Annotated in this window: 10 protein-coding genes; 7 read left to right on the top strand and 3 right to left on the bottom strand. The window is 43.9% G+C overall.

Annotated elements, in window-relative coordinates; genetic code table 11:
* Positions 1–32: 32 nt before the first annotated feature.
* The gene (locus L1D15_RS07545; protein WP_239875432.1) at positions 33–602 is read right to left on the bottom strand and encodes an LON peptidase substrate-binding domain-containing protein; all 570 of its coding nucleotides are present in this window, start codon (positions 600–602) and stop codon (positions 33–35) included.
* A gap of 344 nt (positions 603–946) precedes the next feature.
* On the opposite strand from L1D15_RS07545, the gene L1D15_RS07540 reads away from it, so the two are divergent.
* The 4 genes from L1D15_RS07540 to csdA all read left to right on the top strand — a co-directional run bounded on the left by L1D15_RS07540 (position 947) and on the right by csdA (position 4,580).
* Positions 947–1,765: an outer membrane protein OmpK gene (locus L1D15_RS07540; RefSeq protein WP_239865062.1), complete on the top strand. Its 819-nt coding sequence runs from the start codon at positions 947–949 to the stop codon at positions 1,763–1,765.
* A 114-nt stretch (positions 1,766–1,879) separates the two neighbouring features.
* Positions 1,880–2,767, top strand: a complete 888-nt coding sequence (panE, locus tag L1D15_RS07535) for a 2-dehydropantoate 2-reductase (RefSeq protein ID WP_239875216.1) — start codon at positions 1,880–1,882, stop codon at positions 2,765–2,767.
* Positions 2,767–3,375, top strand: coding sequence for a DJ-1 family glyoxalase III (locus tag L1D15_RS07530; RefSeq protein WP_239875215.1), 609 nt, complete (start codon positions 2,767–2,769; stop codon positions 3,373–3,375). Before panE ends, L1D15_RS07530 begins: the two co-directional genes overlap by 1 nt.
* Positions 3,369–4,580 (top strand): cysteine desulfurase CsdA, encoded by a 1,212-nt coding sequence (csdA, locus tag L1D15_RS07525; protein WP_239875214.1) that lies wholly within the window; start codon positions 3,369–3,371, stop codon positions 4,578–4,580. The genes L1D15_RS07530 and csdA overlap by 7 nt, the downstream gene beginning before the upstream one ends.
* A gap of 77 nt (positions 4,581–4,657) precedes the next feature.
* On the opposite strand, the gene radA is transcribed toward csdA, so the two are convergent.
* Complete coding sequence (radA, locus tag L1D15_RS07520; protein WP_239865412.1) at positions 4,658–6,037, bottom strand: DNA repair protein RadA; 1,380 nt, start codon at positions 6,035–6,037, stop codon at positions 4,658–4,660.
* Positions 6,038–6,171: 134 nt separating this feature from the next.
* Between radA and L1D15_RS07515 the strand changes: the two genes are divergently transcribed.
* The gene (locus tag L1D15_RS07515; RefSeq protein ID WP_239875213.1) at positions 6,172–8,517 is read left to right on the top strand and encodes a PilZ domain-containing protein; all 2,346 of its coding nucleotides are present in this window, start codon (positions 6,172–6,174) and stop codon (positions 8,515–8,517) included.
* 43 nt (positions 8,518–8,560) lie between these two features.
* On the opposite strand, the gene serB is transcribed toward L1D15_RS07515, so the two are convergent.
* On the bottom strand, positions 8,561–9,541 hold the full coding sequence (gene serB / locus L1D15_RS07510) for a phosphoserine phosphatase (RefSeq protein ID WP_239875212.1): 981 nt from the start codon (positions 9,539–9,541) through the stop codon (positions 8,561–8,563).
* Positions 9,542–9,644: 103 nt separating this feature from the next.
* Between serB and L1D15_RS07505 the strand changes: the two genes are divergently transcribed.
* Together L1D15_RS07505 and L1D15_RS07500 are read left to right on the top strand one after the other, a co-directional pair.
* On the top strand, positions 9,645–10,250 hold the full coding sequence (locus L1D15_RS07505) for a YtjB family periplasmic protein (protein ID WP_239865072.1): 606 nt from the start codon (positions 9,645–9,647) through the stop codon (positions 10,248–10,250).
* A gap of 788 nt (positions 10,251–11,038) precedes the next feature.
* Entirely contained in the window at positions 11,039–13,861 is a 2,823-nt protein-coding gene (locus L1D15_RS07500) for a filamentous hemagglutinin N-terminal domain-containing protein (protein WP_239875211.1), read from the top strand.
* The last annotated feature ends 14 nt before the right edge of the window (positions 13,862–13,875 follow it).

The following is a 13,875-nucleotide window of genomic DNA, read 5'->3' as shown; positions in this document are numbered from 1 at the left end:
TCAGAAAGAAGTGGGTGGATCACTCAATAAGTTTAGCTTTCAATAGAGCGGGAGAGAAACTCTAACGCTTTGGTGCAATCTTTTTGGCGTAATAGAAAGTCAAATTGCTTCTGAGGTACAGGAAGGAGCTCGAGCCAGCGCTGGCTGACCCAGCTTGCATCGTCAAAGAAACATTGGTCATACAAATCACCGAGTTGAGGGAATTGCTCATACACATTACGAAGTTGTTCACTCAGATATTCGTGCTGTTGAGAAAGTTGAGAAAACTCCCAGCTTGTACGCCACTCGATGCGTGCTTTACGCAAGCCATCAAACTCGATTCTGATCCTTTTGATTTCGAAGCATCTGAGGCCAACCACTGTTACCCCCAATAACCCATCTTCGAGCAGTTCAAAGTCAACAATTTTCGCCAACGACCCAAACGATGAGAGTCGGGATGATGCCGAAAGCTCATCTTGTTCAACTAAGCAAATGCCAAAGGTACCATCAGATTGACTCGCCTCTTTGATTAATCTTTTGTATCTAGGTTCGAAAATACGAAGCTTCATTTTTCCTTCAGGAAGAAGCATTGAGCCTAGAGGGAACAGCATAATTTCTGACAACATTAATCATCCTTAATCACTTTATCAGTACTTACGAAAAAGATGAGACAGGGATCAATCACTAAATATGTTGATTGTTTGATAGGCATTAAAATTAGCGCAAGCGCTTGCGTAAACGATACCCATATCACTTTTTGTGCAAAACAATGACACACCCGTTACATCCTAAAAAAATAATCATTAATGAGATCTCAATCACTAGTTTTATGTATTTTTACACTCCGTATCACTATTAATTGAGATTTTTATCGTTAATATGCGCTCCAGTAAAAGCACAACAAAGATTGTGCAACGATGGCTATATGAATAGATTTTGATATTGAATAAACATAGAGAGTCCCACTATGCGTAAATCACTTTTAGCTCTTGGTGTCGTAGCTGCAATGTCTGCACCGGCAATGGCTGCCGATTATTCTGACGGCGATATCCACAAGAACGACTACAAATGGATGCAGTTCAACCTAATGGGTGCGTTCGATGAGAAAGGCTATGCTGAGTCTTCTCACGATTACCTAGAAATGGAATTTGGTGGTCGCTCAGGTCTATTCGACCTATACGGATACGTTGATGTATTTAACCTAGCTTCAGATCCAGGTAGTGACAAAGCTGGCGGCGAGAAAATTTTCATGAAATTCGCACCACGTATGTCTTTAGACGCACTAACGGGTAAAGACTTATCTTTTGGTCCCGTTCAAGAACTATACGTTGCCACTCTTATGGAGTGGGGAGGAAAATCTGATGTTAACTCTCAAAAGATAGGTGTAGGTTCTGATGTAAATGTTCCGTGGTTAGGCAAAATTGGTCTAAATCTATATGGAACTTACGATGGCAATAATAAAGACTGGAACGGCTTCCAGCTATCAACAAACTGGTTTAAGCCTTTCTACTTCTTCGAAAATGGCTCATTTATCTCTTACCAAGGTTACATTGATTACCAATTTGGTATGGACGATTCCGAAGGCAACAAATTCAACACTACAGCATCTAACGGTGGTGCTATGTTTAATGGTATCTACTGGCACTCAGATCGATTTGCAGTAGGTTACGGTCTAAAACTATATAAAGATGTTTATGGCTTTAAAGATGGTGAAGCACTACCTTGGGGTCACAAACCAGAATCATCAGGTGTTGGGCACTACGTAGCCGTGACTTACAAGTTCTAAGCCACTAATTGAAGTTCACTGCCTTAAAAATGGTACCTTCGGGTACCATTTTTTATTGGCTTTCGCTTAAACGGTGATTATCCTTGTGGGAAATTATCGGTTCGGCAAATCAGTGTGAATATCGTTATTATTGGTCCCGGTGCTATTGGTACGCTGTGGGCGACTAAACTTTCCATTTCAGGCCATCATGTTGCTGTTTGGTCGACTTCAAATAAACCTCACCTGAATCTACAACTTGGTGAACAATCGGCAATTCGATTTGATAATCAAAATATTGATTCTCTCAAACTGGCCGATTTACTATTAGTGACGGTAAAGGCGTGGCAGGTTGAACAAGCACTGACACCATTAAAAAAGCATATTGCTCCTGAAACCATGATCGCTCTCATGCACAATGGCATGGGAACCGATGAATGGCTTCACAGCACTTTTCCTGACAATCCTTTACTCCTTGCTACCACCACACACGGTGCTTATAAGCCAGCCCGACACCACGTCATACACACAGGCGCAGGAATAACTCAGATAGGCGGCATTAATCATTTAGGGAAACAATGTCACTTTCTCCAAGAAGTAATGCAGCATGCACTTCCCGAAGTCACGTGGTGTGACAATATAGAACACGCTTTGTGGCTCAAGCTGGCTATTAACTGTGCGATTAACCCCCTAACAGCCACCTTACATATCAGAAATGGTGATTTGGCTGCTATGCAGTATAAAAACCAACTCACTGCTATCATCCAAGAAGTCTTTCAAGTCATGTCTGCGAGCTCGATTCCCATCGAGCTACCCATACTAGAATCGACGGTTTACCAAGTCATCAATACCACAGCCGAAAACTTTTCTTCCATGCAACAAGACATTTACTATAAACGTAAAAGTGAAATTGATTTTATTACTGGTTACTTGCTGAAACAGGCTAAAATTCACAATATTCAAACCCCTGAAAATCAAGCGCTCTACACGCAAATCAAACATATTGAACAAAGCTGGGAATCTTAATGAGCAAAAAAGTACTGATCCCGATTGCACCGGGCACAGAAGAAATGGAAGCCGTCACGATTATCGACATGATGGTTCGCGCAGGGTATGACGTGACTGTCGCTAGCGCAGATTTCGAAGGTCAGCTCACAATGAAAGCCTCTAGAGGGGTGACACTCACAGCTGATTGTAAACTAGTCGATATCGCTGATGATGAGTTTGATGCTGTTATCTTACCGGGCGGTGTAGAGGGCGCTGAAAACTTCCGTGACAGCACCGTACTGGTTGAGATTGTTCGACAGCAAATGTATGAAGGCAAGTTAGTCGCAGCGATATGTGCAGCCCCAGCTTTAGTGCTCGCTCATCACAAGCTGTATTCAGATGCTCTCATGACTTGCCACCCTCATTTTGAATCTTATATCAATGAAAAGAACTGGCGTGTTAAACGAGTCACTTACGACATCAATCACAACTTATTGACCAGCCAAGGCCCAGGGACTGCCCTTGAGTTTGCCATGGAAATCATCATTAACTTATCGGGGAAAGAGCACGCATGGACAGTTGCAGAGCCGATGGTAACCATTCCCACATTGCAATATCACAAACTAGGTGGTCTTGAATCATGCTAGATGTCCAATCTATCAGGTCACAATTCCCTGCCCTTCAACAAAGCATTAACGGTGAAGATCTGGTCTACCTTGATAGTGCCGCGACCACTCAGAAACCTGAGTGTGTCATCAGCACTATTACTGACTACTACCGTTCGCAAAACGCCAATGTCCATCGTGGTAGTCACAGCCTCACAGCACAAGCCACCAGCCAATTTGAATCAGCTCGTCAGACCGTGGCAGATTTTATCGGCGCAGCGACTAGTAAGGAAATTATCTGGACACGTGGCGCGACCGAAGCATTGAACCTCATTGCTCAAACCTACGCAAGAAGTACACTTAAACCGAATGACGAAATTCTGGTTGGTGAAATGGAACACCACGCCAATATCGTTCCGTGGCAAATTGTCGCTGAGCAAACTGGGGCAAAAGTTGTGAAAGTTCCAATGACTGAAGGTTGCCAATGGGACATGAACGCCTTTATCGACTTGTTATCCAATAAAACCAGACTCGTCGCTCTCGCTCATATGACTAACGTAACAGGTAGCCGCCTGCCAATTGAAGATGTGATTGCTCACGCTCATAAAGTTGGCGCTAAAGTGGTCATTGACGGAGCTCAGGGGATCGTCCACGAAAAAGTCGATGTAAAACGTTTAAACGCCGATTTTTACGTTTTTTCTGGGCACAAGCTTTATGCACCCGCAGGAATAGGCGCTCTGTACGGCAAACTGCCACTACTGGAGGCCATGCCTCCATGGCATGGTGGCGGGAAAATGGTCGAGAAAGTCTCATTTTCTGGCACCACATTCAGCCAGTTGCCCGGTAAATTTGAAGCGGGTACCCCTAACGTAGCCGGAGCTCTTGGGTTAGCTACAGCGATCCACTGGTACCAAGGCTTCACACATAATGTGGTCGAGCAACACATTCATCATTTAGTAAAAGATACATATCGAAGGCTTTCTGCTCTTGAAAATGTCAGAGTCCTTGGTTACCAACCAAATGCATCTGTAGTGTCTTTTGTGATTGAGGGTGTCCACCATCAAGATATTGCAACCTTACTTGACCAACAAGGGATCGCTGTGCGCGCTGGCCACCATTGTGCTCACCCATTAATGGATGCTCTTAACGTAAAAGGCACAGTTCGAGTATCTTTTGCCATTTACAACACCCAACAAGACGTAGATCGATTGATCTGCGCCGTCGAGAAAGCACTGGACATGCTTTAGATACAAAGGATGAAGGGTTGACATAACATGCCAACCCTTCGCTTTCAATTTCGTCGGTAACAGCTCAAGCCTAAGATCTATAGCTCATCAAATGCCTCAATTGCCTCTGACAACTTCTTCACACCATGGATCTGCATACCTGCAATGCCGCCTTTTGGCATATTAGCCGCAGGTACAATGGCCTTCTTAAAGCCATGCTTGAAAGCCTCATTGAGTCTTTCCTGTCCACTCGGTACCGGGCGAATCTCTCCCGCCAGGCCAACTTCACCAAAAATAACCACATCTTTTGGCATAACACGATCACGAAAGCTTGATAGTAATGCCATCACTAAAGCTAAATCCGCGCTGGTTTCAGTTACCTTAACGCCACCAACCACATTAACGAAGACGTCTTGATCCGCCATCTGTAGTCCACCATGCTTGTGCAAAACGGCCAGTAAAAGCGACAATCGGTTCTGCTCCAGTCCGACAGCAACACGTCTTGGGTTTGCCAACTGAGAATAATCAACCAAGGCCTGAATTTCGACTAATAGAGGGCGTGTGCCTTCCCATACCACCATCACTGAGCTACCAGACGTTTCTTCCTCACCACGAGAGAGAAAAATCGCTGACGGGTTACTGACTTCTTTTAACCCCTGACCTGTCATCGCAAACACCCCCAACTCGTTGACAGCGCCAAAACGGTTTTTGTGACTGCGCATCGTTCTGAAACGGTTATCGGTACCGCCGTCCAGTAACACTGAGCAGTCAATAATATGCTCAAGGACTTTCGGCCCAGCCAAGGTGCCATCTTTCGTTACGTGACCAACAATAAATACCGAGACATTGTTCTGTTTTGCATATCGTGTTAATGCCGTTGCAGACTCACGTACTTGCGCCACACTACCGGGTGATGATTGCACATCCGCCACATGCATCACCTGAATTGAGTCGATAACCATGATTTTTGGCTGCTCTTTTTCTGCAATCTGGCAGATCCGGTCAACATTAGTCTCAGAAAGCATCTTGAGGTTATCTTTAGGTAACCCCAATCGTGACGCTCGCATCGCAACCTGCTGCAACGACTCTTCCCCCGTCACGTATAATGTAGGCATCTGCGAAGCGAGATAGCACATCGTCTGCAAAAGCAGCGTAGATTTACCCGCCCCTGGGTTACCACCAATCAGAATCGCTGCCCCCGGAACTACGCCACCACCAAGCACTCGATCAAACTCTTTAAAGCCACTGGTAAAGCGTGGTACTTCTTGCAAATCAATGTCAGATAAGGTTTGAACTTGCGTTTCCCCAGTGTTTCCAGCATAGCCTGCTAAACGCTCATTTCGTGCTGCGGCTGGCGATGCTGCCAATCGGACTTCACTAATCGTATTCCACGAACCACAAGCATTACACTGCCCCTGCCAACGCGGGAAATCCGCACCGCAGTCATTACACACGTATGCTCTTTTTGCCTTCGCCATATCACCTCTGACCTGTATTTGTGACAATGCCGTTATCATTCGTCACCTATTCACCTTGATTCGGTGTAACATATCATTAAAGATCTTTATATCAAGGCCGATATTTAGCGTAAGGGACAAGCTAACAAAAATATATGCAGCAGCCAGAGATTTTATCTTTAGCAGAACGATTGATTCCTGCTTACAATTCCGATGATTTTGAATACCTTCTCGAGCAAATGACTGAAGGAGAGCCCCCATCGGTTAAAATTCTGGTCAAGATGGAACTTAATCGAGTCATGGCCCCTTGCACTAAACCGGTAGACCTTCGTGGTCGGGTAAAAGGGGAATGTCGAGAATATGAACTCGACGGCGTGAAGCATTGGCTCGATGATGTCGCTTTCAATGCCTACCACAAAAATACCCGTAAGTTTGGTGGCTATACCGAAGGTGTTTGGGAAGCGTTATGCAACACTCACAACAACTTTAGAGTGATGCAAAAGCGAGGCAAACCACAAGGTATCGAGTTTTCTGAAAAGAGCACGGCATACGATGTGGAAGCCATCAACTTGGGATATGATCTCAAACGCCGTGAAAATCGCCTCAAGCTTTCCACGCAGATAGAGTTTCAAATCAACAGAGATCAACTGGTTCACGCGACAACCGTCGATATTTCTCCATCCGGAGCCAAGTTTAAAGCTCCCTCTGCATTCAATTATAAACTTGGCGAAGTCATAGCTGTTCGGTTCGTTGAATTGATAAAAGATAGCGAAGTCGAAGGGCTAGATACCCCCATTAGTTATCGGATTGTCGGTATTGATGACTCATATGAAAATGATGCGGTCAAGTACCTACGATTATTGAAGCTTGATGAGTCAAATGTTGTTGAGCAAGTCATAGAAGATAAGCTAAAAAATGATAACCAACGCAGCCGGCATGACAATCAAGACAAAGTCATTCGTGCTCGTTCTCGAGGCTATGAGCATACATTTCTCAAGCATACCTGTAATTTACCCGTGTTCTTTAGTGGCAGCGAACTCAAACTGGCATTGATGACAGAGAACAATCAACCTATTTGGCAATACTGGCAAGACGAGCGAAATCAACAAACGTTAACCAGCTTGTTTAATAAAGAGCGCATTGAACAGTTAACCAAGCCCGGTATGCGTGGCAGTAACAATGTGTTTTACTCCTTCACTCATGAGCATCAAGGTAAGACTTTGTTCTTCTCAATGATGATGCCTGAAGCAACACGAGAAGTACGTCAGTTATTCTGGCATGTCGGTGCAAAAAAAGAGAGCTGGAGAGCATTTCGCTTGCATGTCTTCGAACTGTCTGATGAAGAACGTACCGAACTTTCTAAACATTCTACTGAGCTGGATTTCCAAACTCACTTGCTCACTCATTGCGGTATTCTTCAGGAGCTTTCCACTCAGTCCACCCATCAGGATTACTTGCTGACTTCTAAACCCAGAATCCCTAGTAGTAGCCTCAATCGCTTCTGCCACGCGCGTAACCCAGAAAATAATCCGGTTTGCCTTTATTTTGATGCAAAATCTCGTCGTAAGGAACCTCGCTTTCAGTTTCGCTCACCAATAGAAATGACTTGCGATACAAATGTGGTGCATGCAGGCGTAACATTGGATATTTCGAAGCGCGGTATCAGTGTGGCTTTGACCTCTCCAAGTAAACTTAAAGCTGGGGACACATGTTCTGTTAACTTTAAAGAACTCAGCCTTTATGACAAGAAGCTGCCCCTCGACAGCGTTCCTTACAAAGTTATTCGCATTTCGCCGGGTGGAAAACGTCTCCAGCTCGTCATGCTTGAAGACAGTAACACAATGCGCACCATTGCTTTTTTTGGCCGGCTGATTGAGCATAACCAAGATAAGCTCGTCGCCAAAAAAGAGCTTTTGCCAAGTAACCAGCTACTTGAAGGATTGCATGATATCTTACTCGACAAAGTTGTGAGTACGCCTATCTTCGTAGAAAAACGAGGGCGAAATCTTAAACCTCGTGTCATTGGTGTTAACTACCCGCTTTCACCGCCGTTAGTGGTATTGGCAAAATTAGGGCAGGAAGAAAACTTTTCCGTCGAACCTATCTACAAAGGTCATACGAATACTCTGCTTGCCCAGCCGATGCGACATATTGATGGGGCACAGCCACAATTCCAAGAAATATACTTGTCTATCACACAGTTTGGTACACGAATTCAGTCGTATGAATCCAAACTGGTGAGCGAATTCAGCGCAGTTAAAGAGCGTATTTCTTTTATTAAAAACGCTCAAGCAATCGGTGAATTCTACGCCCTTCGAGTTTGTAGTGCGCCGGTGTTTGATCCCATGAGTGCCCTTCTTCAGGAAGATATCAAAGAACTTGCGCCGATCAGTATGCATCAAGCTAGAAGCTTAGAAAAAGAGATTAATGGTATCGTCGGCTATAGTGAAATAACGGATATTACAGAAGAAGTGCTTATTCGCCTTGAATTGAGCCAATAAACACTGAGCAGACAGAAGCGAGGGTTCCCCCTCGCAACTTGCATTACGGAGCAGGCTTAAAACTGATCTTTTTCTGCTTAGCCAACGCCGCCGATAAAATACACAGCACGCCTCCAAGCCCGACATAACGCACTGCAGTTTGTGCTTGCTGTTCCACTTTTGGCTTAGCATGAAATGCGATACCTAAACCGGCAGCGGCCATCATCACCAGATCATTAGCCCCATCACCCACAGCAATCGTATTGTGCGGCTCTATGTCATATTGTTCCGCTAACTCTTCGAGAATATCCGCTTTAGTTTGGGCTGAAACCACATCACCCAGCACCTTACCAGTCAGCTTTCCATTAATAATTTCCAGCTGGTTAGACTGAGCATGATCTAATTTCAACGTGTCTTTCAGAAAATCTGAAAAATAGGTAAAGCCGCCAGAAGCAATCGCTGTTTTCCAACCAAATCGACGTAAGGTATGTACCAATTCAGGAAGGTCTGGCATCAAAGGGAGTTCGCTTCTGACGCTAGACAAAATACTCTCATCAGCCCCAGTGAGTGCTCCGACACGCTGACGTAAGCTCTGTTCAAAATCCAGCTCACCCTGCATGGCTCGTTCAGTGACCTCCGCCACTTCCTCACCTACTCCAGCCAGTTTAGCTATCTCATCAATGCACTCAATTTGAATAGCCGTGGAGTCCATATCCATTACGATAAGGCCCGGTTTTGACAAATCAGGCAATTCATTCAGCGGTGCATAATCGAGCTCAATCCCTTGCAAAATCTTTTCATGTTCTGGGGTCAACTCACCTTGCATTAAAGCGACTTCATAGCGGCCAACTTTCCACACATCCACGACAGCATTATATTTACCGGTAAAAAAATCGATATCTTCGAAGTGTTGAGGAGACAAATACTCCGCAAAAACAATCCAATTGGCTTTCGCTTTATCAAATTGGCTGGATAAACGCACCTCTGGAATTCGGTTAAACAGTGAAGTATGTTTTTGAATAGAAAGGGTCTTAAACGTTTCCATGTAAATCATTCCTAAAAAACCTCCTCACACGTTAACCTATTGCAATTTAGCTGCGCAAGTATCAATATGCTCTATAGCAAAATTAACCTCAGATTAGGTGAGTATGGAATCCTCTCTGTTCTCATTTCGCATGGCTTTAAGAGCGCTCGCTATCCTCTCCTTGATTGCGATGGTCGGTGTGATTGGTGTTAACAGCGTAAAAATTACCAAAGGCAACGAGCAAATCCAAAAAAACCAATTGGAAACACTCACAAAGGTGTTGGTGTCTCAGGCTTCTTTATCAGCAGGTGAGATGATCGTTAATCAAGATCAGGAGCGCCTACTGAAGTTAACTAACCAACTGGCTAAAGACAATCTCGTATTTGATGCCACCATTTATGACGCTGAAGGCATTCGCTTGGCCTCAAGTGACAAAGGGAAAAGTGTACGTGAGATTCTGGGCTTAGATACACCGTTAGAAACCGCTCGAATTGGCAAACAGCAGCTTGTTGAGCCAATCATGCATGATAGCGCTGTGATTGGCTTTGTGCGTATCACTTTTGAAACCGGTAAAGTAACTGCCTTTTCTGATCACTACTACCGTAAAAGTGATCGTTATATGTACACCATGGTTGGGATGAGCTTTATTGCAGGGTTGCTACTAGCGATTGTGATTCGAAGAAAGCCCAAACGTAAAGGTGAAAACCTACTGCTCAAAGAAATGAGTTAACGAATGGCACTGCTGTCTCGATAATTTACCCCACGAATAGATAAAGTCGTTGGTTTGATAGCAGCTGAGCTAGGAATTATTAAACCCCATTAAATTGGAAGACCGATTATAGCTAGCAGGGCTAGCAATATGGCCAAATCTCAATTCTTAGCAGTAATAAGCATGAATTGTGAACACATACCAGAAATGGATAGACTTAAAGTCACTAGGTCTACTACATCACTGAACTTCAATCCCCCATCATTAATTGGCTGTACTTCTGATACATTTGTACAAACTCACCAGAAAATGATCTCATAAAACCACACCGAGATGATCATCAAACTGACTCGCCGAACCCACTTAATCAAGTATTTCATGTCACACTGAATCCAAATAGCGCTCACTAGGTAAGCAGGTCCATAGATGATGACGAGCCCCGCCTCTATCTGTGTGGTATTCAACATTTTTATCTGTGGGTGTTAGTTTCTTGTGACGTACACCAGCCAATATATACATAGTGCAAATAATTAATCTTTTCTTATTTTTACATCTTGTTTTGATTTACCTATCAAATATCATTAGTGCTCTTAAATTACTTTTAATAATGAAAATTACATTACTTTGACTGGAATACAGTTTTAGTCGCTTTTATTTAACCTCAGTTTCTGTGGAAACAGGATTAGAGTAAAAATCGCCTTGGTAATTATGCTATTGCGCTGTGATTTTCACTTTTCAGATGTAAACAACCTAATATTATGAAATCAATACTCACGAAAGTCTGTTCACTATTGCCTATTGGAGCTGTGGTGACGCTGTTATCAGTGTCATTGACCGTCAGTTCTGGACCAGTTGGCTCACCACCTGTTGCATGGCCAAATACTCAATGTGCTTTACCTAATGCCACCTTAGTAGATGGCGTGTGCCAAAGCTCATTTAAGTTTGAACCTCACTATACCTGCCCAGCCAACGCTAGCCTTAATCACAGTAATGCTCGATGCTACGGCAGTGAAAATAAGCCTATGGTTTTTTCCTGCCCGAGTGGTTATAACTTGATCGATGGTAAAAAAGGAAAAGAATGCGAGAAGATTTTATTTTCGGTCTCGTGTAAAAAGTATAATACACCGAGTCTTATAGTACTTTATAAAGCATGCTTAAATAAAACATTGCATTCGTTTAATTGGTTTGAAGGCATTGTATATAGTGATACTCCAGAACCTCTGGTAAAATGGATAGACACTAAGCGCCCAACCTTAGTCTGCCCACGAAGCTTTAAGCCAAGCGGCGGTTATTGCCGAAAAAATACCACAGCTGCGGCTCAACCAGTATGTGCGAGCAACCAAACGCTAGGCCGCAGTTTGGGCTTTCCTGCTTGTATCGAAAATCGCAAATTGCCCGAGCAGACATCGCTTAAAGGCTACATTGGCGATGGCGAAATCACCCCAAATGCGCAGCTTCAGTCAACCGCAATTTACGGTCAGTCAGAAAATCAACTACTGATGATTGATGCAGGCAACCAGAGTAATGTATCCCATATGCGGTTTGAGCATTTTAACCAAGATGGGAAACGCTTGTCATTGGTCAACAACCCCAAGCTGAATTCAAACCTTGTTGAGCAAGCGCCGCCTCAGTTAATCGTCATTGAGCATACCGGCATTGACCCTATGGTGCTTGGTAAAATCGAAGTGCTTGGTCGCGCGGCGGATTTGCTCTTTATTAGTCAAGCGGGCGTGATTTGTCAGTCCTGTCAATTTAGCAATACCCAGCGTGTCACCATCGCAACCGGCGACGCCGAGTTTGACCGACACGGGGCGCTTACGAGCATCTCAACCAATCAAGGTGAAATTCAAATACGTGGCTCTGATGGTTTAATCACAGATGATGCGCTAATGGTCACCTTGTTGGCAAACCGTATCAATCTCGATGGTCCTATCTCCACTTTAGCCAAGGCGCATAGAAACATCGATGGTGAGATTGTGCTTGATCCTAATGGTGAGTTAATTGCCTCACAAGGTAATGTACAAATTATTGCTGGTCGTGTTACCCATGATTATTCGACAAGCAATAACCAAGTCGATGTAGTTGAGAACAGTGTACCATTGATAGTCAAATACCCGATTGATGCGGGCAGTGTTTGGTTGCAAACCACCAATCAATACAGTGATATTGTGGTGGAAAATCATATCAACACCAAAGCCGATATTACCGTGCTTAGCGACTACCAAACTCACCAAGGTGATGAAAGTCGTTCCCAGCTATTGCTTTCTAATGGCAATATTCATATTCAGAGCTTTGCTACTATCACATTAAAAGACGCAACCTTATCCACTTCTTCCAATGTCAATTTGCAAGGTCAAAATGTTAGAGTTCGCCCGCTAGACAGCTTTAAAGCCGCCAGTATAAAAGCAGGCTTAGTCAATGTAGCGGCCGAATTCGAATTTGAAAGCCAAGGCTTGCTCAGTGCCGATGAGATAAAAGTTGCCGCTAAGTTTGTGAACAATATTGGCGGTGAGCTGATCGCGGTAAACAGCTTATACATTAACGGCGAAGAAAACATCAATAACTACAACCAAGGCCTACTCGCAGCAAGTGATGTAACTCTAGTAAGCAAAAAGTCGATTACCAATGGTTGGCTCGAAGGTTTTCAGTGTGAATATCCTGAAAACAGTTTTGATCAAGCACCTACGCCTTTGAGCAATTCAGAGGGGTCACTAACCAATAAAACAAGCTCTCGACGTAGTAGTGGTGATATTCATATTAATGAAAATCAGATTCAGCTCGGAACAGCTTCTGGTTTAGCAGCCAATGCGCAAAAAAAATGTGCAGAACAAGGTAAAGTGGTTTCAGAAATAGATGTCGATAACCGCCGTTCACTTATCATCGGCTTTAACATTGCGATGCAAGCGCCTAATGTATTGAATGTAAACCCTCAGCTTAAAAAACGTTCAAATGTCAGAGCAGCTAATGATGCACCAATAGTCTTTGATCTAAAAGACACCTTTGAAACCCTAATCTCGGCCGAAAATAACCTCTATATTGAAGCATCAAACTCTTTCAAAAACGTTTCATCAGCACTTGAAGTGTTGACGGGTAATTTAAGTGTCCGTGCACCAAGAGTCAGTAACGAACGCTACTTTATTGAGTCAAGTACCAATGTCGATAAGTCTCGCCCTCATCGAGATACCCATATCAAAGAAACCACACAATACGTGAAATCCTTGTCTCCTCCACCTTACTTATTGGTAGGCGGCAACTTCTATATTGATGGAGGCAAAAAGGCTGAGGGTCAAAGCGACAGTTCTTTTTCATCAGCACTTATAAACGAAGCAGGGAGTGTCGAGGTGTTGGGTACGCTAGCAGGCAACATCGCCAGTTTGCGCTCGCTGGGTTTAGTTACCCAAGCGCGAGTAGACCGCAGAGTTACCCATCACCATGCCGAGCGTTATTGTTCAAGACGTGTGTTTAGAAAATGTATCAGTCACAAAATACGCCGCTGGACCACCACCAGCTTCCATGTCGATAAAAACCAAATTAATGGTCAGCTTATTTCACTGTTTGATATCCAACGTCCTAACACCGAAATTCAAGGGCTATTGGCGACAGGTGATATTTCCTACGGTAAAGACTTCTAAAAATAACGAATAAA

Origin of the sequence: Vibrio sp. Isolate25 (assembly GCF_022398025.1) — a bacterium.
Lineage (GTDB): Bacteria > Pseudomonadota > Gammaproteobacteria > Enterobacterales > Vibrionaceae > Vibrio > Vibrio coralliilyticus_A.
The sequence above is the reverse complement of the archived record's forward strand: the minus strand, read 5'-3'. Positions and strand labels throughout refer to the sequence as shown.